This is a genomic window from Nocardioides sp. NPDC059952, assembly GCF_042730435.1.
GTDB lineage: Bacteria > Actinomycetota > Actinomycetes > Propionibacteriales > Nocardioidaceae > Nocardioides.
The window spans coordinates 65,773-87,355 of sequence record NZ_JBHWLY010000010.1 but is presented as its reverse complement, the minus strand read 5'-3'; the positions used below and the strand labels follow the sequence as shown (position 1 = coordinate 87,355).

Genomic DNA, 21,583 nt, shown 5'->3' with positions numbered 1-21,583 from the left:
CGCAGACTGCGTTCAGGAATTCCGGTCATCACTTCTCCCCCTCATCCATCAGCGCGGCGACCCGCTTGCGTGCACGGGAGAGCCGGCTACGTACGGTCCCGACGGGGATGTCGAGAGCCTGGGCGACCTGCAGATACGTGAGCCCGTCCCAGGCGACGAGCATCAAGATCTGCCGATCCCGACGGCTGAGCCGGTCGACAGCCACGAGGAGCTCGGACATCCGGCTCTCCTCGTCGAGGCGTCGTGCGACTCCGTCCGCGTGGTCCTCGGCGTCGACGAGCCTCACGAGCTGCAGCCTGCCGGCCAGCGCTCGCTGCCGACGGGCGCCACGGGCGGCGTTGCGACAGACGTTCTCGGCGACCGTGTAGAGCCACGGCATCAGCGAGCCGCCGTACGCCACCGCCCGCTCGCGCACCCGCCAGACCTCCAGGAACACCTGGGACATCACATCCTCGGCGAGATTCCACGAAGCCACACGACGGAAGCAGAAGTTGTAGACCGGGTCCGCATAGCGGCCGAACAGCTCTGCCATCGCCTCGTGGTCGCCCCGACGAAGACGCTCCGCCAGAACGGTGTCGTCCTCGGTCATCACGAGCCCGGAGCTCTGGACCTCACTACCCTTCACGCACCCTCTATGTCCGGTAGGCGGGGAGGAGTTCCCACTCCAAACGTGCCGCCGGAGCATAGCGAACACCCACCCGGGTGCGGACCAGGCTCGTGTAACACGTCGTTCGTAGCACTACTCGCCCTATCAGAACGACCGGATAGTCCTACGAACGACGTGTTACAGCTCCCCCGGGCCCAGCAGCCCCAGCAACTGCGGGAGCGATCCGGCCAACAGCCCCAGCAGGTTCTCGCGGCTCAACCCCGCGGGGTCGGCCTTCCACGAGAGCACCAGCTCCTCGGACATGGCCAGCCAGCCCCTGACGATCAGCCGTGCGGCGGGCGTGTCCTCGACGAAGTCGGCGCCCGCGTCGAAGATCCGGAGCCCGAGGGCCCCGAAGGCCTCGTCGTAGATCTCGCGCAGGACCGGGTCGCTCGCGGCGCCGCGGACCATCGAGACGTACCCCTCGTAGTTGGCGTCGACGAAGTCCACATAGGCGGTCATCGACGCCAGCAGGCGCTCGACCGGCTCCCCCGTCGAGGGCGGGGCGGTCTGGGCGACGAGGGCGTCGGCGGCGCGGCGTACGACCGCCTCACGGAAGGCCATCTTGTCGCCGAAGTAGTGGTAGAGCAGCCCGCGCGAGATGCCGGCCTCACGCGCCACCACGTCGATGGAGATCTCGTCGAGGGAGTGGTGCGCGAAGAGGCGAATACCCAGGTCGAGCAGCTGCTCGCGGCGCTGCTCGGGCGTCAGTCTCGTCCGTCGGCTCATGCCATCCATTCTATTGACACCTGTTCAATAGGCAAGCCATACTCGAAGTATGACCACTGCTGACCTCACCCATGTCGACCACCTGATCGTCGGTGCCGGCTTCGGAGGCCTGTGCGCGGCGATCAAGCTCGAGGAGGACGGCGAGCGCGACTTCGTCGTCATCGAGAAGGGCTCCGGCGTCGGCGGCACCTGGCGCGACAACACCTACCCCGGCGCCGCCTGCGACGTCCCCAGCCAGCTCTACAGCTACTCCTTCGCGCTCAACCCCGACTGGTCGATGAGCTTCTCGCCCCAGCCGGAGATCGAGGCGTACATCAAGAAGGTCGCCGAGAAGTCCGGCACCTTGGACCGCTTCGTCTTCGACACCGCGATGACCGCCGCGACCTGGGACGAGACCCAGCAGCGCTGGCTCGTCGAGACCGAGGGGATCAACGGCAGGAAGACGTACGCTGCGACCACCGTCATCGCCGGCCCCGGCGCGCTCTCCGAGCCCAAGCTCCCGGACATCGCGGGCATCGAGGGCTTCCAGGGCGAGATCTTCCACTCCGCGCAGTGGAACCACGACGTCGACCTCACCGGCAAGCGCGTCGCGGTGATCGGCACCGGCGCCAGCTCGATCCAGATCGTCCCGGAGATCCAGAAGAAGGCCGCTCGCCTCGACGTCTACCAGCGCACCGCGCCCTGGGTCCTCCCCCGCAACGAGCACCGCTACACCAAGCTCGAGAAGGCCGCCTTCCGCCACGTCCCCGGCGTCCAGCGGCTCGCCCGCGCGGCGGTCTACTGGGGCCTCGAGGTCCGCGTGCTCGGCCTCGCCGTGCAGCCCAAGCTCACCCTGGCCCACCAGCTGATGGCGCAGAACAACATCCGTCGCGGCATCAAGGACCCCGAGCTGCGCCGCAAGGTCACCCCCAACTACACGCTCGGCTGCAAGCGCACGCTGATCTCCAACGCCTACTACCCGGCGCTGGCCGCCGACAACGTCGACCTGATCACCGACGGCATCGCCCGGGTGAGCGAGAACGCGATCGTCGCCAAGGACGGCACCAGCCGCGAGATCGACGTCCTCGTCGTGGCGACCGGTTTCTACACCACCGACCTGCCGATCGCCCATGCCATCACGGGCAGCAAGGGCCGCACCATGGCCGAGCGGTTCGCGGAGGTCGGGATGAGCGCCTACAAGGGCACCACGGTCCCGGAGTTCCCCAACCTCTTCTTCGTGGTCGGCCCGAACACCGGCCTGGGCCACTCCTCGATGGTCTACATGATCGAGTCGCAGGTGGCCTACATCCGCGATGCGATCCGCACCATGCGCACCAACTCCTACGCCACCGTCGAACCCACCGAGGACGCCACCTCCGCCTGGAACGACGACCTGCAGCGCAAGATGGACAACACCGTCTGGTCCGAGGGCGGATGCGCGTCGTGGTATCTCGACGAGCACGGCCGCAACACCACCCTGTGGCCGAGCTTCACCTTCCTGTTCCGCCACCTGACCAGCAAGTTCGACGTCGACAAGTACGCCGTCACCGCCGCCACGGCCCCGATCACGACCCAGGAGAGTGTCCCCGCATGAAGTCCTTCGACGACAAGGTAGTCGTACTCACCGGAGCCGGCTCCGGGATCGGCCGCGCCCTCGCGGTCAACCTCGCCGGCCGCAACGCCCGGCTCGCGCTCTCCGACGTCAACGAGGCCGGGCTGGCCGAGACCGTCGAGCTCGCCAAGCAGGCCGGAGCCCGTGAGATCAAGTCGGACCTTCTCGACGTCGCCGACCGCGAGGCCTTCAAGACGTACGCCGAGGGCGTCATCGCCCACTTCGGTCAGGTCAACCTGGTGATCAACAACGCCGGCGTCGCGCTGTCGGGTCGGGTCAACGACCTCGACTGGGAGGACATCGACTGGATCATGGGCATCGACTGGTGGGGCGTCGTGCACGGCACGAAGTTTTTCCTCCCGGCCCTGATCGAGTCCGGCGACGGGCACATCGTGAACATCTCCTCGCTCTTCGGGCTGGTCTCGATGCCCGACCAGGCCTTCTACAACGCTGCGAAGTACGCCGTTCGCGGCTTCACCGAGGCGCTGCGCGAGGAGATGCTGATCGACGGCCACAACGTCGGCGTCACCTCGGTCCACCCCGGCGGCATCAAGACCGCGGTCGCCCGCAGCGCCCGCGTCTCGGCCAAGGACGACCAGGCCGCGACCGCGAAGTTCTTCGACGAAAAGCTCGCCAAGATGGAGCCGTCTCGCGCCGCCGAGATCATCGTCAAGGGCATCGAGAAGAAGCAGGCCCGCGTGCTGGTCGGCCTCGACGCCCACGTGATCCACAACTTCGGCAAGTTCACCGGCTCGCGCTACCAGGACCTCATCGCGCTGGGGGCCAAGTACGTGATGCCGAAGAAGCAGGGCTGAGGCAGACTGACGCCATGCGCTTCGAGGCCGGTCACCCTGTTCGTGTCGAGTTCACGAAATGGGGTGGCCGGCCTCATTGGTCCTTCGCGGGCCTCTACCTCGGCGAGGACGAGCACGGCGAGTGGATCGGCCACCCGATCGGCACCGAGTTCGCCCGCCCCGGTCATGGCTGGGTCGCCGACTGGGAGTCGGTCAGCCTGGTCCCCCACCACGACGCGGCTCACTTCCCGGCGTTCAACCGGCCCAACGATCGGGTGAGCTCGCAGATATATGTCGACATGTGCACCCCGCCGGTGTGGCAGGACTCGACGGTCACCTGCATCGACCTGGACCTCGACGTGGTGAAGAAGTTCGACGGCTCGGTCTACATCGACGACGAGGACGAGTTCGAGCACCATCAGCTCGAGTACGGCTACCCACCCGAGATCATCTCCATGACCGAGGGCTCCGCCGAGCGCGTCTTCCTCGCGGTCAAGGAGAGCCAGGCGCCGTACGACACGACCCCCGAGCGCTGGTTCGAGGTGCTGGGCGGCCTATGAGTCGGTCTCGACAGCAGGCACGGGGGTGGCCCTGTCGGCCCTGTCCTTCCGCAGCGGACCGACGAGGCGCGGCCCGGACAGGCGCGTCTCGATCCGCCACGACCGGCGACTGAGCGGCTGGGCGATGAACTCGCCCAGGTAGACGCCGGAGGCGAGGGCGAGCGCGACCGACGCCGCGGTGAAGAGGGCGACCAGGCCTACCGAGGTGGTCTCGGGCGTCTCCTGGGCGAGCATCGTGAGACCGCGGTAGATCGAGTAGCCCGGCAGGAACGGCACGACCGACGAGACCACGACGACCAGCGGCGGCACCTTCAGCCGGGTGGCGACCGAGTAGGCGACCAGACCGATGAAGAGGGCCGCCACGGCCACCCGCCACGTACGCCCGACGTCGCCGGGTACGACGATCGAGAGGATCACGGCGATGGCGGCGATGACCGCGATCGGGGCCAGCGTCCGTTTGGGTGCGTACGCCGCGTAGGCGAAGGCGGCGGCGCCGACCGCACCACCGACGCTGGCCAGGGTGATCGACTGCAGCGAGGTGACGCTGCTCGTCACCGCGCCGTGGATCGGCACCCCGACCGCACCTGCGAAGACCAGGCCGCCGGTGACCCCGGCGATGATCCCGGCCGTGGAGACCAGTGCCTCCATGATCCGGGCGCTGGCGGTGACGTGGAACCCGGTCAGGGCGTCCTGGAGGGCACCCATGAAGCTGATCCCGGCCAGCATCACGGTGATGTTGGCGGCGATCGAGGTGGAGACGTCGAGGTCCAGCGGCAGCGCCGCGGCGATGACCGCGAGCAGCGTGGCCAGGCCCGCACCGGCGACCTGCATGTAGAAGAGCGGCAGTCGCCAGCGGCGGTGGAGGAAGTGCTGCAGCTGGTCGATCGCGGCTCCGGAGATGAAGGCAAGGATGATCACGCGGAGCTCACCGCCGACGTAGACGGTGAACGCGGCGGCCATCACCGCCATGCCGAGCGTCACCGCCCAGCGCGGCCGGCGGTGGCCGCCGGAGATGATGCGGCCCAGCGCGATCCGGGCGCCCTGGAGATCCACCTCGTCGCGTACGACCTGGCGGACCAGATGGTCGACGGCGGTGAGGTGGTCGTAGTCGATGGTGCGGTTCTTGACCTGGCGGGTGGTGTGCACCGGGATCGCCTCGGGGTCGGCCTGATAGCTCATCGAGAGGCTGGTGTAGGTGACGTCGACCTCGGCCTCGCGAAGGCCCAGATGTTGGGCGAGCGACCTCATCGTCGCGGTCACGTCAGCGGCCCCGGCGCCGGTCGAGATCAGCAGCTCACCGACGCGGAGGCAGAAGTCCAGAGTCAGGTTCACCTCACGCGCGTCCACCGGGCAAATGGTGCCATCGGGCTGGTGAACGACAGGCATTCACGATGCTCGACAAACGGGCCCGTGCAAGGAACGCTCAATACATGCGGATCGACTTCCACCCCTCCCCCCGACCGACGCTCGGCGTCGAGTGGGAGCTCGCGCTCGTTGACCGCGAGACCCGGGATCTGGTCAACGTCGCGGACCATCTCTTCGCTCGGGCCAAGCCCCGGGTTCCCCATCCCGGGCGGATCCACAGGGAGCTGCTGCGCAACACCGTCGAGGTCGTCACCGGGATCTGCGGGACGGTCGAGGAGGCCATGGACCAGATCCGCGAGACGACCGTCGGCGTGGTCAGCGCCGGTGACGATCTCGGCGTGGATCTCTTCGGCGCGGGGACCCACCCGTTCGCGTCCTGGACCACTCAGGAGCTGTCCGCGGGGCATCGCTACGAGGAGCTGATCAACCGCACCCAGTGGTGGGGGCGACAGATGCTGATCTGGGGCGTGCACGTACACGTCGGGATGCCGGAGCGGGACCGGCTGCTCCCGGTCCTCAACGGGCTGCTGACCTACTACCCCCACTTCCAGGCACTGTCGGCCTCCTCACCGATCTGGGCGGGCATGGACACCGGCTACGCCTCCAACCGGGCGCTGATGTTCCAGCAGCTGCCGACCGCCGGGCTGCCGTTCCAGTTCGCGACGTGGCAGGAGTTCGAGGCGTACGTCTCGGACCAGACGGTCACCGGCGTGATCGAGGACATCAGCGAGATCCGCTGGGACATCCGGCCCTCGCCCCGGATCGGCACCATCGAGAACCGGATCTGCGACGGGGTCTCCACGGTCCAGGAGCTGGCCGCGATCGCCGCCCTGGCTCACTGTCTCTGTGTCGACCTGGACTCCCGGGTGGCGGCCGGCGAGCCGGTCGTGACGATGCCGCCGTGGCACGTCCAGGAGAACAAGTGGCGCGCCGCCCGCTACGGCCTCGACGCGATCGTGATCCTCAACGACGCCTCCGAGGAGCGGCTGGTCACCGAGGACCTCGCTGATCTGCTGGTGCGCCTGGAGCCGGTAGCCGCCCGGCTGGGCTGCGAGAAGGAGCTCGCCGGCGTGCACGACATCATTCACAAGGGTGCCTCCTACCAGCGACAACGCGCCATCGCGGCCTCGACCGAGGGCGATCTGGTCGCGGTCGTCGACTCGGTCGTACGCGACCTGCGCGGGTCGCTCTAGCGGGATGCCGACCGAGGTACCTCGGTCGAGCGTCACTCTCCTCGTGGAGTTCCCCGAGGGGAGTACGCGTTCACCGAGTTACCTCGGTGAGCATTCAGCGCGCCGGCAGCGGCGGCAGGGCGTCGGTCGCCTCGAACTGCCCCATCCCGGTGACCCCGAGCAGGTCGACGATGATCGACCTGATCTGGACGAGGATGACCTCGGCGTTGAGCGATTCCGTACGCTCCACCTCGGCCGAGTGCTCGCCGACCAGCAACAGCACCGACCTGGCCTCCTGGCTCAGTCCGTCCGGGCCGAGGCCGGCGGCGAGCTCGGCCTCGACGACATCGACAGCATCGGCGAGCCCGAAGGCGAGCTGGTAGTAGCTCTCCGGCACGACGTCGCCGCGGTAGGCGGACACCGCCGCCCGCCGCACCAGTACGCGGGTGCTGCGCAGCGCGCGGTCGAGCGGTTCGACGAGCTCGGCCATCCGGTGCACGTGGCTGCGATGTCGGAACCGGAACGGCGAGACGGCCAGCACCGACATGCCCTCGTCGGACGCGTCCTGCAGCTCGCGAATCAGCGGGTCGGTGGCGCGCGCGTCGGCGAGCACCTTGAGCCCGTGGACAGCGTCCGCATCGAGCATCACCTGGCCGGCGGCGCGCAGCAGCGAGGCGATCTTCTTGGCGACCACGGCCGCCTGCTCGCCGGGCCGCCGCAGCGGCGCGGCAGGCACGATCGAGGCGGCCACCAGCGCGACCGCACCACCGATCAGCGCGTCGGTCCAGCGCGTGAACGCCGCGCCGGGCGTCGGCAGCAGCCCCATCACGAAGATCGACTGCACCGCGGCCTGGTTGCGGAAGACCTGCCCCGAGGAGATGAAGATCCCGACGGCCATCGCCATCGCCACCACCAGAGTCATCTGCCAGGCGCCCTCGCCGATGACCTGCACCACGATGTCGCCCAGGAAGACCCCGAGCGCCACCCCGATGGTCACCTCGGTCACTCGCCGCAGCCGCTGGCCGTAGGAGGTGCCGAGGCTGACCACCGCGGCGATCGGCGCGAAGACGGGTTGCACGTGGCCGAGCAGGGAGGCCGCGATGAACCACGCCACCCCGGCTGCCGCGGCGGCCTGCAGCACGTGCCAGCGCTTCGACTTCAGCCGCGCCAGTCGACGACGTACGTCGGACTCCACCTGCTCACGTGTGACTCGCGGAGCAGTGAACGCCATGTCGCAGATCCTAGGCCAGCCGAGTCCTCAGTTGTGGCGGCCGAATCGGTCGTTCTGGCGAATGAGATCGGGATCTCGTACGCCATTTCCACCGATTCGGCCACCACTTCTGCGGAGTCGGCCGGGGAAGGTCAGCGGGCGAGGGTCACCGAGACGGTCTGGCTGCCGCAGCCGTTGGCGGAGGTGAGGTTGGTGAGCGCCGACTTCTCGGTGCTGTCGACGGAGAGGCCCCAGCGGATCTTCACCGAGACGTACTCCTTCAGGTAGCGACACTTCTGCAGGTCGGGCATCCACTCGGCGGGGTCGGCGTCGGACTTCTCCTGGTTCTCGTTGTCGGTGACGCCGACGAGCGAGCCGTAGTAGCCGAGGTCGTTGGCGTAGTTCTTGCGCTCGGTCGAGGTCCAGGTGCGGGCTCCGGAGTCCCAGGCCTCGGCGAGCGGGACCATGTGGTCGATGTCGATGTCGCTGGTGGCGGTCCAGGAGACGCCGTCGTAGTAGGAGTACCAGCGGCCGCCCGACAGCGAGCAGCTCGAGCCGACCGTGGGGGCCTCCTCGGCCTCCGCGATCAGCACCTCGTTGCGGGTGTTGCAGCCGTCGCCGTCGGCGTCGATCCAGTGCTGGAAGAGGTCACGGCTGTAGCCGGTGCGGTTCTCGGCCGCGACCGGGAGGTCGCCGATGGCGGTCGAGAGCGACTGGGAGTAGGACTCGGCGTGTGCTGCCGCCGGAATCGTGAGCGGCACGAGGGCGCCGCAGGCAAGGATGAACAGTCCACGGAGGTTCATGGGGGTCTCCCGAGGTGAGGTGTTCGGTCGCCCCCAGACGATGCCGCGTTTTACGCGCCCTATGTAACCCGGTTACCAGATGTTGCAAGAAGTTCACCCAGGATCACGCCGAGATGAACGGCTCCGTCAGGTGCGGCGTCGCCAGGTGCAGCGTGGTCGCGGTGTCGCGGCTGAGCATGCGCTCCCTCGAGCGTCTGGCCGCCTCCGGGTCGATCTCGTGCGAGTAGGCGAGCTCGGGATGGAGCAGCTGGAGCGCGTGTACGAGGAGGTCGCCGGTGACGAGCGCGAGCTCGCGCCCGTCGGCGACCAGCACGCTCTGGTGCCCGGGCGTATGACCGGGCGTGGCGACCGTACGCCCGGCGCGCAGCGGCGTGTCCCCGTCGAGGAGCCGGAGCCGGCCGGCCGCCGCGAGCGGGTCGGTGAGGGTCTCGCGAAGCTGCGGGTTGAGCGCGTCGAGGGCGTCGTACTCCGCCCGTTGGAGCAGGTATTCAGCGTTCGGGAAGTAGGGACGGCGGCCGTTCGCCTCGGTCACGACCGCCCATCCGACGTGGTCGGTGTGCAGGTGCGTGAGCACCACGGTGTCGACCTCGGCCGGGTCGATGCCCGCGGCGTCGAGCGACTGCGGAAGCACACCGGGCACGGGAGCCCACGAGGCGGCCGGACCGTCCGCGGGACCGATCCCGGCGTCCACGACGGTGAGGCCCGTGTCGCTGCGGATCGCGTAGGCGCGGAACTGGAGCCGCCATCGGCCCTCGGAGTCGACCGCGCCAGGATCGAAGCGGTCGACCTCGGCCCACTGAGCGGCCGTCGCCTCGGGGAAGGCGTCGGCGCGCGGGGAGAAGAACGGGCCGTCGCCGTCGGCGAGGGCGATGACCTCGGTCGAACCGATCCGGAGGCGGGGAACACCGATGGCCATGGGCGTTCTACGCTCCCCGGGTCACAGGGTCACCAGATCGCGCACGAAGTTCACCCAGGTCGCGCTCGACCAACCCCTCCGCGCCGCCGTTCCCGTGGGCCGCGACCACGGCCCGCAACCGTGCGCGGGTGACGTCGGAGACGTACGCCATCTCTGCCTTGGCCGCGTTCGACCCCGGTCGGGTCGTCTCGGCGATCTGGACGGACCAGCACGTACGCCGCGCCCCGTCCTCCACGTTGGCGAGCGCGACCGCGTGGCCGGTAGTGCCGGAGCCGGCGAAGAAGTCGAGGACCCTGGCGTCGGTCGGCATCGTGGCCAGGATCCGCCGGATCAGACCGGTCGGCTTCGGCGACTCGAACAGCGGCCCCACCAGGGACTTCAGCTCCGCGACGGCGGAGTCGGTCGAGCCGATCTCCTCGGCCATCCAGATCGTGGTGAGCTTCTTGCGCCTCGCCTCACCGGAGGCGTCGCGGGCGAGCCAGTCGCGCTGGTAGACGTCGACGCGCTCCCCCAGCTTCCCGCGTACGCGACGGCACATCAGGTCGTCGGGACGGGCCGCGATCAGCGGGGCGCTCCATCGCCAGACCGCCGGGCGACCGTCACCGAAGACCGGCCAGATCTCCTGTCCGCCGGCGAACGGCTCGACCGCAACACGTCCGGAGTCCGGATCTCCCCACACCGGGAAGTGGAGCGTCCGGGCGGTCGCCGGGTTGAACTTCTTGTTGGTGTTGCGCAGCGGCAGCCGCCGGTAATGACGCCCGTCGTCGGTGACCAGCGGGAAGTCCTGCTCGTTGACGGCCTCGGGGATGCTCGACTCCAGCGCGCAGGCCCGGGCGTCCTTGGCGTAGACCAGCAGATACTCGTGGGAGGTGGCGAACCCGTTGCCGAGCTGGCGGCCCTTGGGGTTGAGGTTGACCACGATCTGCGCGAGCTGGTTGCGCTCCTCGAAGACCTCGTCCATCAGGACCTTCAGGTGGGCGGCCTCGTTGTCGTCGATCGAGACGTAGATCGCCGCCCGCTCCGACATCACGGTGCGCGCCGCCTGCAGCCGGGGCCTCATCATGGCCACCCAGGCGTCGTGGCGGCCGGCTCGCTTCCCGTCCTCCCCGCGACGGTCGTCGTGGTAGGCGAAGAGGCTGCCGGTGTTGTAGGGCGGGTCGATGTAGATCAGGTCGAACTTCTCCCCCGCCTTCGCGAGCGCCCGGAGCACATCGAGGTTGTCGCCCTCGACGAAGGTGTTCCACGGCTCCCGCACGCGGGGAACGTTAGCCGACTGGCTGATCGACACTCAGCAACGCGACCGATCGCTCGGCCACCAGGCACTGGATCTTGGTGCTCTTCGGCGGGGTGACGTGCAGGACGACGTCGCCGCCGCTCGTCGAGGCCGTGATCGTCGCCGGGTCCGGCGCCTCGCAACCGTCGTAGACCGTCTGGGCATAGAGCCGCTGGCCCGCCGGGACGTGGGCGAGCAGGGTGGTCGCCTTCGTCGTGAAGGAGGCCTGGAGCGAGGTGCCGAGGGTGGCTGCGTACGCCTTGATCGCAGCCTCGTCCGGCAGCGGCGTCGCGGTCTTCTCCAGGTCGCCCTCGGCCGCGCCGCCGGCCGAGACCAGGCCGCGGACGGGCTTCTCCGAGCTCGGCGGGCGCGAGGGCTCGGGCTGGGGCTTCGGCTTCGGAGTTCCGGACGGCGAGGGCGACGACGGGGACGGCGACGGCGAAGCCGGCGAGGAAGAGGCCGAGGGCGACGGGCTCGCGCCGGGGTCGCTCGCGTCCTCGGAGGTGCCGCAGGCCGTGAGCAGGAGCGCCGTCGCAGCGAGTGCGAGTGGGAGAAGACGCGTGGGGTGCATATTCCACATACTCCCCACGGCACCCCGCTGTTGCACCCCCGGCGGCCCGCTCGTTATCCAGATGGAAGGATCGCGCCGTGGCCCGCTTCACCCAGGCCGAGCTCCAGACCTACTACGGCGCCTCGGTCCCCGACCTCCTTCCCGCAGACGACCAACCGCTGCGGCTCCTCTTCGTCGGTATCAACCCCGGCCTGTGGACCGCGGCGACCCAGACCCACTTCGCGCACCCGCTCAACCGCTTCTATCCGGCGATCTTCCGGGCCGGGATCACCACCCGGCCGATCGACGCCTCGGCGGGGATGACGCCGGAGGACCGCGACTACTTCCGGGCTCGGGGCATCGGCTTCACCAACATCGTCCGGCGCGCCACGGCCAAGGCCTCCGAGCTCTCCAACGCCGAGCTCAAGGAGGGCGGCGCCGAGCTGTTCTCCCTGGTCGCACGCCGGAAACCGACCGTCGTCGCGATCGCCGGGATCACCGCCTACCGGACCGCCTTCAACCGCCCCAAGGCCAAGCAGGGACGCCAGCCCGAGCCGCTGGCCGGCGCCGAGCTCTGGGTCGTACCGAACCCGTCGGGCCTCAACGCGCACGAGACCGTCCCGACCCTGGCCGCCGCCTACGCCGACGCCGCCCGCGCCGCCGGCCTGATCTGACCTGCCGAGGCGTCACCCCCGTCGGCCGACACGTCGCATGCGTCGGCCGACACGTCACTCTGGTCGGCCGAGTGGGCACGAGATGACATCTCGCCCGACGTACCTGACGCTTCGTCCGACCTACCTGACGCCTCGCCCGACCTACCTGACGCCTCGGCGGGAGGGTCAGAAACCGGACGGCGCTTCCGGCAGGGCGGGTACACCGAGCTTCGCCAGCAGCGCCACCGCGTCGTCGGCCGAGACCCGCGAGGCCTGGGAGTGGAGCATGTCGTCGACCGCGAGGTCGACCTCGGCGGTGAGGCAGACGAGCACGTCCTCACCCTCGGCCTCCGCGGGCCCTTGGAAGGCGAGCACGGGCAGATAGGCGAGGTCGAGGGAGGCGGTCTTCTGCAGGAGGCGTACGGCGGCGAGCACATCGGTGCGCGGATCGGCGACCTCCAGCGGGCGGCCGTCGACGGAGGCCGCGCCCGAGGCCGGCACCTCGACCATGCCGGCGGTCGAGGGGATGTCGTGCTGCTCGATGACCGCGACCCCACCCGGATGCACCACGACCGCCTCGAGCTCTCGCGAGCCGATGCTCACGTTGAGCACGACCAGGGCTGACTCGAGCTGGCCGAGCGCCTGGCGGAGCTTCTCCTCGCCGAAGGTCTCCGGCGCACCGAGATCGAGCATCCAGCCGCCCGCGGCGGTGGCGACCCAGGCGGCGGTCTCCTGCTCCTTCAGCGCCACCAGCTTCTCGGCCTCCTGCCGCAGCCGGTCCCGCTCGAGGGCCGCGTCGTGGGCGCGCCGCCGCTCGTCGTCGAGCTCGGCGCGCAACATCGCGACCTCGCTCTCGGCCAGCTGCTGCAGCTCCCGGCGCCGCTCCGCCTCCCGGGCACGCTCCTCGGCCTGCTGCTTCTCGGCCTTCAGCCGGGCGACCTCGAAGCGGCGTACGCCCGCTTCGAGCAGCCCGAGGGTGCGGTCGGAGACGGGCACGTCGGCGCCCGACTCGAGCCGGTCCCGCAGCGCACCCCAGTTGACCTCGGGGTGGTCGGTGACCAGCGCGTCCAGCACCTTCAGGAGTACGTCACCCTCGACCCCCGCGCGCGAAGCCAGCAAGGCCTGGTTGAACCGAGCCGGCGCGGGCGCCGGGGTCGAGGCAGGAGCCAGGCTCCACTGCCCCGGCGGCCCCTCGGCGAAGCCGCCCGACTTCAGCACGGCGAGCAGCTCCTCCTCGGTCAGCAGCACCCGTTTGCCCTTCAAAGCGGCGCGCAGGACCTGCAGGCTCAACGGAGCCCGCAGGCGCAGGATCTCGGCGACGGCCGGCATGGAGGAATGAGGCATAGGGGCTGGTTAGGGGGTTGTTCTCGCGGCGCCGCGATCGTACACCGCAGCACCGACATTCGAGCTCCGCCCGAGCGGTTCCGAACGAACGAGCGATGACCCCGGACACTGGGTGTGTCCGGGGCCATCGCTGGAGAGCTAGTCGAGCGGCTTCAGGTCGAAGTCGTAGACAGTCGTCTGACCAGCCACGATCTGCGCCTTCTTGGTCGCCGGGACGAACCCGTCGGCCGCGACGACCACCTGGAGCGGCGCGTTGGACTTCTGCATCCAGTACCCGTAGGTACCGTCGGCATCGGTCCGCAGCGTCACGTCGTACGACACGCCGTCGAGGGCCACCACAGCACCCTCGACCGGCTCACCCGAGCCCGTCACCGTGCCCGTGATCTTGCCCCAGCCCGCGGGCGCCTTCACGATCATGGTCGCCGGGACCGGCGCCACGGTGTAGGGGGTGTTGTTCCCGATGGTCACGTTCGCCGTGTAGGTGCCCGGCTGGTCGACCGTGGCTGCGAACGTGGCGATCGCGGTGACCGACTTGCCCGGCGCCAGGGTGAACGACGGCGGCTGGACGTCCAGCCACGCGACGCCACCACCGCTGCCACCGGCCTCACCGGTCACATCGAGGATGATGTTGGAGTCGGGGAACCCGAGCTCCGCGGCATCCGTCGGCTCCGGCGTACCGCAGGCGTCGGAGGCCAGGTAGGTCGGCGAGGTCTCGGCGGCCGGGTTGCCGCCGAAGTAGACCGCGCCACCCGCGACCGCGACGACCAGGATGTCGTCCGGAGCGATCTCCGTCGATGCGGCGATCGGCACCGTGTAGGTCGCCCCGAAGTCGCTGGTCACCGTCGTGGTGCCCGACCCGATCGAGGTCAGGTTGGCGAAGGTGAACGCAGCACCGGCCGGGAGCGTGTAGAGCGTCGCCGTCACCGGCGTGTTCCCGCTGGCCGTCTCCTGGACCGCGAAGCTCACGCTGGTGGGCGTGAAGCCTCCCGAGATCCCGAAGTCACCCGGCGAGTAGGTCCGCAGGATCGTCGTGGTCCCCGAGGGGCACGCGACCGAGCTGGCCTGCACGACCTCGTGCGAGCTCGAGTGGGACAGGGTCGTCTCACCCGCGGGCGTGGGCGCGAGCGCCGTGACCGAGGGCTGGCCCGACGAGCCGAGCTTGCTCCCCGACTTCGACGAGGTCAGGCCCTTCGACTTCGACGCGGATCCCGGCTTCGTCTCGACCGCCGTGGCCTTCTTGGTGGGGCTCTTGGTGACGCCGGCCGAGGCGGTCTTGTCACCCTGGATGACGACCTCCTCGCCGCTGGCGCCCAGATCGACCTCGGCGGGTGCGGACCCGGTGTTGGTGATCTTCAGGTTGCGGGAGACCGAGCCACCCATCGCGAGGTTGGCGTTCAGCGCCGTCTGGGTGACAGCGAGCTTGCCGGCCTTGAGCTGGGCGTTGGAGGTGAGCGTGGTGTCCTCGGCGACGGTGAGGTTGCGGCTGATCGCCTCGTAGTCGGGCGCGGTGAAGCTCACGCCGTACTTCCCGGTCACCAGGTCGGCGCTGTAGGAGCCGTCGGCGCCGGTCTCGATCGTCTTGACGGACCCACCGGCGGTCGGGGTCAGGGTGACCTCGGCGCCGTCGATGCCCTCCTTGGTGTTGTAGTCCTTGACGACACCGGAGACCGTGCCCATCGGGGCCAGGTCGAAGGTGATCGACTTGTTGTCGCTCAGCGACGCGGTGTTGAGGGAGAACTGGGTGGCGATGGTGCCGGTGGCGTTCTCGATGCCGATCGTGGCCGAGCTGCCCCGGGCGCGGTCGGTGCTGGGCAGGTCCCCGTAGCCGAGCTCGACGCGGCCGTCCTCGAAGAGGGTGACCGAGAAGTCGAGCAGGTCCGTGGAGCTGTTCAGCGGGAAGACGTCACGCCATTCGATGACGAACGCGTCCACGCCGTCGACCGTGGTCGCCCCGGTGTAGACGTCCGCGGCGCCGCGAGCGTCGAGGTCGTCCCAGAACGGGTAGATCGCAGCGTTCGGCACGCCCGTGGACGGGATCGCGACGTTGCTGAAGGCCGTGCTGGAGGCGAGGAAGTTCACGTGACCGTTGGAAGCGACGTACGCCTTGGCGTAGTTGCCTCCGTAGAGCGGGAAGCTGAACGGCAGGTCCACCGAGGCGGCCGCGTCGTCACCTTCGAGCCCCAGCGCGGTGGTCCCGGAACGTACGCCGCTCGAGCCCTCCGAGCAGAAGTACCCGAAGTCGTCGTAGGAGAAGACGACCTTCACGTTGTGGGTCTTGTTGCCCGTGACCTCGATCTCGGAGCTCGTCGCCTCGGCACAGCCGGACCCCTCGGTGAAGATCGTGTACGTCCCCTCCGGGACGCCCGCGATCGAGTAGGTTCCGTCGGCACCCGAGGTCGCGGACAGGTTGCCCGGTGACAGCAGCACCTCGGCCCCCGCGATCGGGGCGTTGGTGCTGGCGTTGGTGACCGCACCGCTGACCGTGTGCTTCGGGGCCTCGGCGAGGTCGAAGTCGACGGTCGTGGTGGCGTCCTCGGTGACCGATGCGGTCCCGGTCTCGGTGATGAAGCCGAAGGCCGAGGTGGTCACGTCGTAGTCACCCACGAACACGTCGGCCGAGAAGTGACCCTCGGCGTCGGTGGTGAGGGTGCGGTCGAGAGCCGAGCCGTCGAGCTCGACGGTCGCCCCCTCGATCGGGTCGCCGCCGCTGGTGACGGTGCCCGCCACCGTGCCGCCCTCGGCCGGAGCCAGGGCGATCAGGCGTGCCAGGTCGAGGTAGCCCTCGCCGTACACGTTGTTGTTCTCGGCGGTGCCACCACAGGTGGTGTCGTCGACGTCGGTCGCCGCCTCGTTGAGCAGGCGGCGGGTCTCCTCGACGTTACCGATCAGGGTCGGGTTGTAGCTCCACAGCGCCGCGACCGCGCCCGCGAGGTGCGGAGCCGCCATCGAGGTGCCGTTGTAGTTGGCGTACCCACCACCCGGGACGGACGAGCGTACGTTCACGCCCGGTGCCGCGATGTTGGGCTTGACCAGACCGTCCTGACCCGGGCCGCGGCCCGAGAACGAGGCGACGGCGCCGGAGGAGTCGACCGCACCCACCGAGTAGGTGAGCGTGTTCGCGCCCGGCGAGGACGTCCCCTGGCACATGGAACCCGGGTTGCCCGAGGCCCACGAGGAGAACTGGCCGGCTGCGTTCCAAGCGGCGTTCACATCGTCGAAGAACGAGTCGATGTAGCCGACGCCGTTCCAGCCCCAGGAGTTGTTGATGACCTGCGGGCGCTTGGAGACGTCCGGGTTCTCCCCGTTGGCGTCGGTCGGCTCGAGGAGCCACCAGCCCGACTCGAGGAGACCGGCGTCGGTGCCACAGCAGCCGTTGGTCTCGATCCACTCGGCGTCGGGCGCGACACCGATCTGGTTGCCGGCGCCGTCGTCGCCGACCATGGTGCCCATCGTGTGGGTGCCGTGGCCGTCGAGGTCACAGGGACCGCTGGTGCAGTCACCGTAGGCGTCGAACCAGTTGTAGTCGTGGGTGAAGGTGCCGTCACCGTTGTTGCCGCGGTACTGGTTCACCAGGGCCGGGTGGGTGTAGTCGGTGCCGGAGTCGACGCTGGAGACGGTGATCCCGGCGCCGGTGGCGCCCTGCTCCCAGGCCTCGGGGGCGTTGATGAAGTCGATGCCCCACTCGGTGCCCTGCGGCGCCTTGGTAGCCGCCTCCTCCTTGACCGGCTCCACGAGCGAGAGCTTGGCGCGCTCGTGGACGGTCTTGATCTCCGGGTCCGCGGCCAGCTGAAGAGCCAGCTTCTCGGAGCCGTCCTTCACCAGGATCGCGTTCGAGATCGCGTACGTCTTGTAGGAGACCTTGGCGGCGTCGAGCTCGGCGACGGCGCCGGCCTGAGATGCCTTCGCCGTCTTCTCCAGCGTGTCGACGACGTACTGACCGCGCTCGGTCCAGTCCTTGATGGACGAAGCGGGCCCGAGGTTGGCCTTGTCGGAGAACCGGAGCCAGAAGTCGGTCGAGTCCGACTTCTCGAACTTCGACTCGAGGGTGGATGAGAGCTTGGCCGCGGGGGCCTTGTCGTCGGCTGTAGGGGTGCCGGCGAATGCGGGTGTAGCGGCAAGCATCGCAGCCGTGGCGGCGAGTATGCCTGTGGCTGCTACGGCCGATCGGCCGAGGCGTGAATATCTCAAGGTGGGTCTCCTTGCGGAAACCGTCGGCAAAGCCCGTGACAGATCGTGCGCGTTTCCCGGGTAATGCGGACGGATCGATTATTGCCAGGGGAAAGCGTTGTCCCGATTTGTTACATCCGCAGTCATTCGGGTCGCTGAAGTGCGGCAGATACCTGCCAATGTCGTAAATGCGTCACGCCTCTAGATAGACTGGCGAGTCAAATATGACACCGGCGCGTCATTGACAGCCGCCCCCGGTATCGGCATCTGCCGAATGCTCCGTCAAAGGCCGGGTCGTTGACCTAGGTCCGCTTTCCGTTCGCTGTAAGTTTTTGTGAAAGGAGGGGCATGTCTGCGATCAAACGCGTGACGAACACGTCCGAGGCCGAGGCCCTGGCGGCGCTGCTCAACGGCAACTCCCGCACGAAGCCGACCGTGGTGGTGACGGTCGCGTCGGGGCACACCGATCCCTACGCCGACGTCGAGCAGATCGCGGCCGAGATCGGCGACCTCGCCGACCTCTACCTGGTCACGACGGGCGGCCACACCTGGGCCTTCTCCAACAAGATGACGCCGGGCACGCAGGTCTACGGCGGCGCCGGTCGGGTCTACCCGGTCGGACTGGGGTGGAACATCGATCTGAAGCAGGCCCCGCTGCGGTTCGCGTGGAGCAAGTCCGAGGGCCGCAAGCTCACCGGACAGCTCATCGACGACGCCCTCGACATGGCCGCGGCTGCCGGCCTCTTCGACAGCGCCCGCACCGCCTCCACCCGCGAGCGGCGTGCCGGCACGGTGCGCTCGATCATGAGCGAGCGCGCGCTGGTCGACCTCGGTGGTGGCGACATGGCCTCGGTCCCGCCCCAGCTCGCCCAGGCAGGCGTCCCGATCGAGCGCGTCCTGGCACCCGGGATGCACGTCGACGGCGTACTGGAGAAGAAGTCACGCTGGCTCGACATCCGAGAGAGCCGCCCCACCGCCGACGAGGCACTGAAGACGTACGCCGCCGGGGACGTCGTCCCCGCCGAGGTCCGCTCCGTCCTGGCCGGCTCCGCGGACCTGCGCCTGCACCCCGACGTCACCGTCGAGCTCTTCCGCTCGGATGTGACCGGCGACCCCGACGACGACCTCCAGGCGCTCCTCACCCCCGGCGAGGTCGTGCTCGCCCGGGTCGTCGCCACCGGACCCAAGTGGCGGCTGTCGCTGCGCGAGGTCCGCGAGCACGACACCGTCCGCGAAGCCCTGGCGCTCTATGCAGGTGGTCCTCCCTGGCTCGACCCGAATGCTCCTCCGCCTGCGGTCGTCGAGCATGTCGAGACCGAACCCGCGCCTCCCGAGGTCGCTGCGGTACCTGAGCCGGTTGTGACGGTCGAGATGGCTTCCGAGCCCGTTGCCGAGGCTCCTGCCAGGGCGGCGATCCCGAGCCCGGCGATGATGCCGCGGCGCAAGGGCGAGCCGGTCCGCGCGGTCCGGCCGGCGCCTCCGCCCGAGCCCGTGCCCGCGCCGGCGGCGGAGACGGAGCCCGCGCCGGCGAAGAAGGCCGCGGTGCAGTCGATGTCGCTGCAGGTCACCGCGATCAAGGCCGAGAAGGCGCATCTCGAGGCCGAGCTGACCGAGCTCCGCGACCAGGTCTCGGGGCTGCGCAACGAGCGCGTGCAGTTCGCCAAGGACCTCGCTCGAGCCGCCCGGCAGGTCGAGACCCGCGACGTCGAGCTGGCCCGGATGCGCTCCCAGCTCCGCCGCGCCAAGCAGCGGACCGCGCCGCCCGAGGTCGCCCTGCCGGTCTTCGCCGACCGCGAGCGCGGCTTCCGCCACCTGGTCGAGGCCGCCTGGGCGCGCCGGATCCCGGTCGGCGAGCAGCCGACCCGCCCGCTGCCCGATTTCGCGATCGGGGAGCGGTTCCTCGGCAGCGTCGACGCGCTCGAGGGGATCACCGTCGACAAGATCGCCGACGTGGTCATGGAAGTGCTCACCGGCCTCGCGGAGCAGTCGACCGGCCGCGAGCTGCACCAGCTGCGTACCTCTGCCGGGGGCAACTCCGCGCCACAGTCCCGCCCCGACGGCGCGGTCTGCTATCGGGTCTCGATGCAGATCCACACGCCCAGCGCCCGCCGGCTGCACTTCTGGAAGTGCCCCGACGGCACCATCGAGCTCTCCCGCGTCGTCGTCCACGACGACATGGAGCCCTAGAAGAATGTCGAGTTCTCGGGACGCCTGTTATCGACCGCTCTACATTGTTTCTCGATAAACATCTATCGAAAAACGGAGTGAGCCGTGCCCCACAATCGCGCGTTCGCCATCGCCTCCTGGTTCGCCCTCGCCGCCGCAGCTTGCGCCACCGTCGCCGCGTTGGTGCTGACGGCAGTGGCAGTCTCCGGACTCTCCGGACGCACCGAGCTACCCCACAAGGTCAGCCTGATCCCCGGCACCGACCTCGTGGAGCTGACCTATCAGCCGTCATGGGATGTCGGGGCTTACTTCGACATCTGCCCGCATATCGATCCCGACGTCGATCCCGCCGACCTGGACTGTGAATACGTCCAGTTCCACGGCCCGGAGAGCATGGGCGGATATGACGAGCCTCCGGGCAACGTCCGGGCCGTCGGGGTCTTGCTCGACGGCCAGATCTACTTCGAGGCCGACGCCGGCTGGAACGCGTTGATCGCGTCGCTGTACGCGATGGCGGTGCTCAGCCTCCTCATCGTCGCCTTCCTCCTCGCCCAGCTGTGGTTGCTGCTGCGCGCCGCCTCGCAAGGCGATCCGTTCACCGACGCGGTCGTGCGCCGGCTTCGGATCATCGGCGCAACCTTGATCGCCTGGGAGTTCGTGGAGCCGTTCCTGTGGCTGTTCCTCAGCCCGAAGGCGTGGGACTACGGCTTGACGACGATGAGCGACGTCCACAGCCTTGAACTAGGCTCGATGGAGCCCGGCATGGACCTCACCCCGATCGCCTTCGGGATCCTGCTGCTCCTCTTGGCCGAGGTCTTCAAACGCGGTGTACGTCTGGAACACGAACAGAGGCTGACGGTGTAATGGCGATCGACGTCCGACTCGATCACGTCTTGCTCGACCGGAGGATGACCCTCACCGAGCTGAGCGACCGGGTCGGGATCACTCTCGCCAACCTCTCCATCCTCAAGACGGGCAAGGCGCGGGCGGTCCGCCTCTCCACCCTCGACGCCATCTGTCGCGAGCTCGACTGCCAGCCTGGCGATCTGCTGATCCACGTCCCGGACGAGCCGGTCAGCCCCAGCACCAGGTCAGCAGCCCGATGAGCGGGTCCGGGATCGACTCGAGCTCGACGGCCTCGCCGAGGATCGTGCCGTAGCGGATCTTGCGTCCGGAGGCGGTGCCGAAGAAGCGGTGCAGCTGGTCGGCGACCTCCTCGCCGCGGTGCTCGGGCTGGTTCTGCAGCGTACGGAACTTGCCGCCCTCGCCGTTGGCCTCGAGGATCTCGACGATCCGCGCGGCGCCGATCGCCCGGATCATCTCGTCCTCGAGGTCGCGGCGGCAGGCGAAGAAGCCCTGGCCGGAGAGGTCCTCCCCGACCTGGCGGCCCAGCGCGTTGGTGACGAAGTGCTCCTCGGCCTCGTCGTAGAGGCCGCCGACGCGATGTCCGGCCGCGGTCGTCTCCCGGATGTAGCGCCCCGCGTTCCCGGCCCCGTTCATCGAGACGACCTCGATCCCGAGGTCGGCCAGGTCCACCCCGTAGCGCGGCGCCAGCGCCTCCACCAGAGCCTTGTCGGACTCTCCCTCGACAAGCAGCGTGATCGGTCGCGTCATGGCGCACACCTTAGAAGACCGTACGTCGGC

19 protein-coding genes are annotated in these 21,583 nt (G+C 69.2%); 8 read left to right on the top strand and 11 right to left on the bottom strand.

Annotation, left to right across the window (positions count from 1 at the left end):
• Positions 1 to 28: 28 nt before the first annotated feature.
• Positions 29 to 625: an RNA polymerase sigma factor gene (locus ACFV9G_RS07220; RefSeq protein WP_378726253.1), complete on the bottom strand. Its 597-nt coding sequence runs from the start codon at positions 623 to 625 to the stop codon at positions 29 to 31.
• A 159-nt stretch (positions 626 to 784) separates the two neighbouring features.
• Positions 785 to 1,375 (bottom strand): TetR/AcrR family transcriptional regulator, encoded by a 591-nt coding sequence (locus tag ACFV9G_RS07215; RefSeq protein WP_378726251.1) that lies wholly within the window; start codon positions 1,373 to 1,375, stop codon positions 785 to 787.
• A 49-nt stretch (positions 1,376 to 1,424) separates the two neighbouring features.
• On the opposite strand from ACFV9G_RS07215, the gene ACFV9G_RS07210 reads away from it, so the two are divergent.
• From ACFV9G_RS07210 to ACFV9G_RS07200, 3 genes are read left to right on the top strand one after another with little or no spacing between them, the layout of a single operon-like run.
• Entirely contained in the window at positions 1,425 to 2,948 is a 1,524-nt protein-coding gene (locus ACFV9G_RS07210; RefSeq protein WP_378726249.1) for a flavin-containing monooxygenase, read from the top strand.
• A complete protein-coding gene (locus ACFV9G_RS07205; protein WP_378726247.1) occupies positions 2,945 to 3,781 on the top strand; it encodes an SDR family NAD(P)-dependent oxidoreductase in 837 nt (278 codons plus the stop codon). The genes ACFV9G_RS07210 and ACFV9G_RS07205 overlap by 4 nt, the downstream gene beginning before the upstream one ends.
• 14 nt (positions 3,782 to 3,795) lie before the next feature.
• The gene (locus ACFV9G_RS07200; protein WP_378726245.1) at positions 3,796 to 4,320 is read left to right on the top strand and encodes a DUF402 domain-containing protein; all 525 of its coding nucleotides are present in this window, start codon (positions 3,796 to 3,798) and stop codon (positions 4,318 to 4,320) included.
• Here the strand turns inward: ACFV9G_RS07200 and ACFV9G_RS07195 are convergent.
• On the bottom strand, positions 4,315 to 5,667 hold the full coding sequence (locus ACFV9G_RS07195; protein ID WP_378726243.1) for a threonine/serine exporter family protein: 1,353 nt from the start codon (positions 5,665 to 5,667) through the stop codon (positions 4,315 to 4,317). The genes ACFV9G_RS07200 and ACFV9G_RS07195 overlap by 6 nt on opposite strands.
• An 83-nt stretch (positions 5,668 to 5,750) precedes the next feature.
• Here ACFV9G_RS07195 and ACFV9G_RS07190 point away from each other — a divergent pair, with 83 nt between their 5' ends.
• On the top strand, positions 5,751 to 6,878 hold the full coding sequence (locus ACFV9G_RS07190; RefSeq protein ID WP_378726241.1) for a glutamate--cysteine ligase: 1,128 nt from the start codon (positions 5,751 to 5,753) through the stop codon (positions 6,876 to 6,878).
• A 94-nt stretch (positions 6,879 to 6,972) separates the two neighbouring features.
• On the opposite strand, the gene ACFV9G_RS07185 is transcribed toward ACFV9G_RS07190, so the two are convergent.
• The 5 genes from ACFV9G_RS07185 to ACFV9G_RS07165 all read right to left on the bottom strand — a co-directional run bounded on the left by ACFV9G_RS07185 (position 6,973) and on the right by ACFV9G_RS07165 (position 11,630).
• Positions 6,973 to 8,088: an aromatic acid exporter family protein gene (locus ACFV9G_RS07185; protein WP_378726239.1), complete on the bottom strand. Its 1,116-nt coding sequence runs from the start codon at positions 8,086 to 8,088 to the stop codon at positions 6,973 to 6,975.
• 131 nt (positions 8,089 to 8,219) lie between these two features.
• The gene (locus ACFV9G_RS07180) at positions 8,220 to 8,870 is read right to left on the bottom strand and encodes an HNH endonuclease family protein (RefSeq protein WP_378726237.1); all 651 of its coding nucleotides are present in this window, start codon (positions 8,868 to 8,870) and stop codon (positions 8,220 to 8,222) included.
• Positions 8,871 to 8,973: 103 nt separating this feature from the next.
• On the bottom strand, positions 8,974 to 9,786 hold the full coding sequence (locus ACFV9G_RS07175; RefSeq protein WP_378726235.1) for an MBL fold metallo-hydrolase: 813 nt from the start codon (positions 9,784 to 9,786) through the stop codon (positions 8,974 to 8,976).
• Between the two features lie 7 nt (positions 9,787 to 9,793).
• Positions 9,794 to 11,041 (bottom strand): site-specific DNA-methyltransferase, encoded by a 1,248-nt coding sequence (locus tag ACFV9G_RS07170; protein WP_378726233.1) that lies wholly within the window; start codon positions 11,039 to 11,041, stop codon positions 9,794 to 9,796.
• A 10-nt stretch (positions 11,042 to 11,051) separates the two neighbouring features.
• A complete protein-coding gene (locus ACFV9G_RS07165; protein ID WP_378726231.1) occupies positions 11,052 to 11,630 on the bottom strand; it encodes a hypothetical protein in 579 nt (192 codons plus the stop codon).
• A 77-nt stretch (positions 11,631 to 11,707) separates the two neighbouring features.
• Between ACFV9G_RS07165 and ACFV9G_RS07160 the strand changes: the two genes are divergently transcribed.
• Positions 11,708 to 12,283, top strand: coding sequence for a mismatch-specific DNA-glycosylase (locus tag ACFV9G_RS07160; protein WP_378726229.1), 576 nt, complete (start codon positions 11,708 to 11,710; stop codon positions 12,281 to 12,283).
• Positions 12,284 to 12,448: 165 nt separating this feature from the next.
• Here the strand turns inward: ACFV9G_RS07160 and ACFV9G_RS07155 are convergent, their stop codons facing one another.
• A complete protein-coding gene (locus ACFV9G_RS07155; protein ID WP_378726227.1) occupies positions 12,449 to 13,606 on the bottom strand; it encodes a hypothetical protein in 1,158 nt (385 codons plus the stop codon).
• Between the two features lie 138 nt (positions 13,607 to 13,744).
• A complete protein-coding gene (locus tag ACFV9G_RS07150; RefSeq protein ID WP_378726225.1) occupies positions 13,745 to 17,728 on the bottom strand; it encodes a carboxypeptidase regulatory-like domain-containing protein in 3,984 nt (1,327 codons plus the stop codon).
• 393 nt (positions 17,729 to 18,121) lie between these two features.
• Between ACFV9G_RS07150 and ACFV9G_RS07145 the strand changes: the two genes are divergently transcribed.
• The 3 genes from ACFV9G_RS07145 (at position 18,122) to ACFV9G_RS07135 (ending at position 21,045) form a co-directional block, all read left to right on the top strand.
• Positions 18,122 to 19,960 carry a hypothetical protein gene (locus tag ACFV9G_RS07145; RefSeq protein WP_378726223.1) on the top strand — a complete coding sequence of 613 codons (1,839 nt, stop codon included), beginning with the start codon at positions 18,122 to 18,124 and terminating at the stop codon, positions 19,958 to 19,960.
• An 84-nt stretch (positions 19,961 to 20,044) separates the two neighbouring features.
• On the top strand, positions 20,045 to 20,803 hold the full coding sequence (locus ACFV9G_RS07140; RefSeq protein ID WP_378726221.1) for a DUF2975 domain-containing protein: 759 nt from the start codon (positions 20,045 to 20,047) through the stop codon (positions 20,801 to 20,803).
• Positions 20,803 to 21,045 (top strand): helix-turn-helix domain-containing protein, encoded by a 243-nt coding sequence (locus tag ACFV9G_RS07135; protein ID WP_378726219.1) that lies wholly within the window; start codon positions 20,803 to 20,805, stop codon positions 21,043 to 21,045. The genes ACFV9G_RS07140 and ACFV9G_RS07135 overlap by 1 nt, the downstream gene beginning before the upstream one ends.
• Here the strand turns inward: ACFV9G_RS07135 and ACFV9G_RS07130 are convergent.
• Positions 21,014 to 21,553 carry a TOPRIM nucleotidyl transferase/hydrolase domain-containing protein gene (locus tag ACFV9G_RS07130; protein ID WP_378726217.1) on the bottom strand — a complete coding sequence of 180 codons (540 nt, stop codon included), beginning with the start codon at positions 21,551 to 21,553 and terminating at the stop codon, positions 21,014 to 21,016. The two genes, ACFV9G_RS07135 and ACFV9G_RS07130, sit on opposite strands and share 32 nt — an antisense overlap.
• Between the last annotated feature and the right edge of the window lie 30 nt (positions 21,554 to 21,583).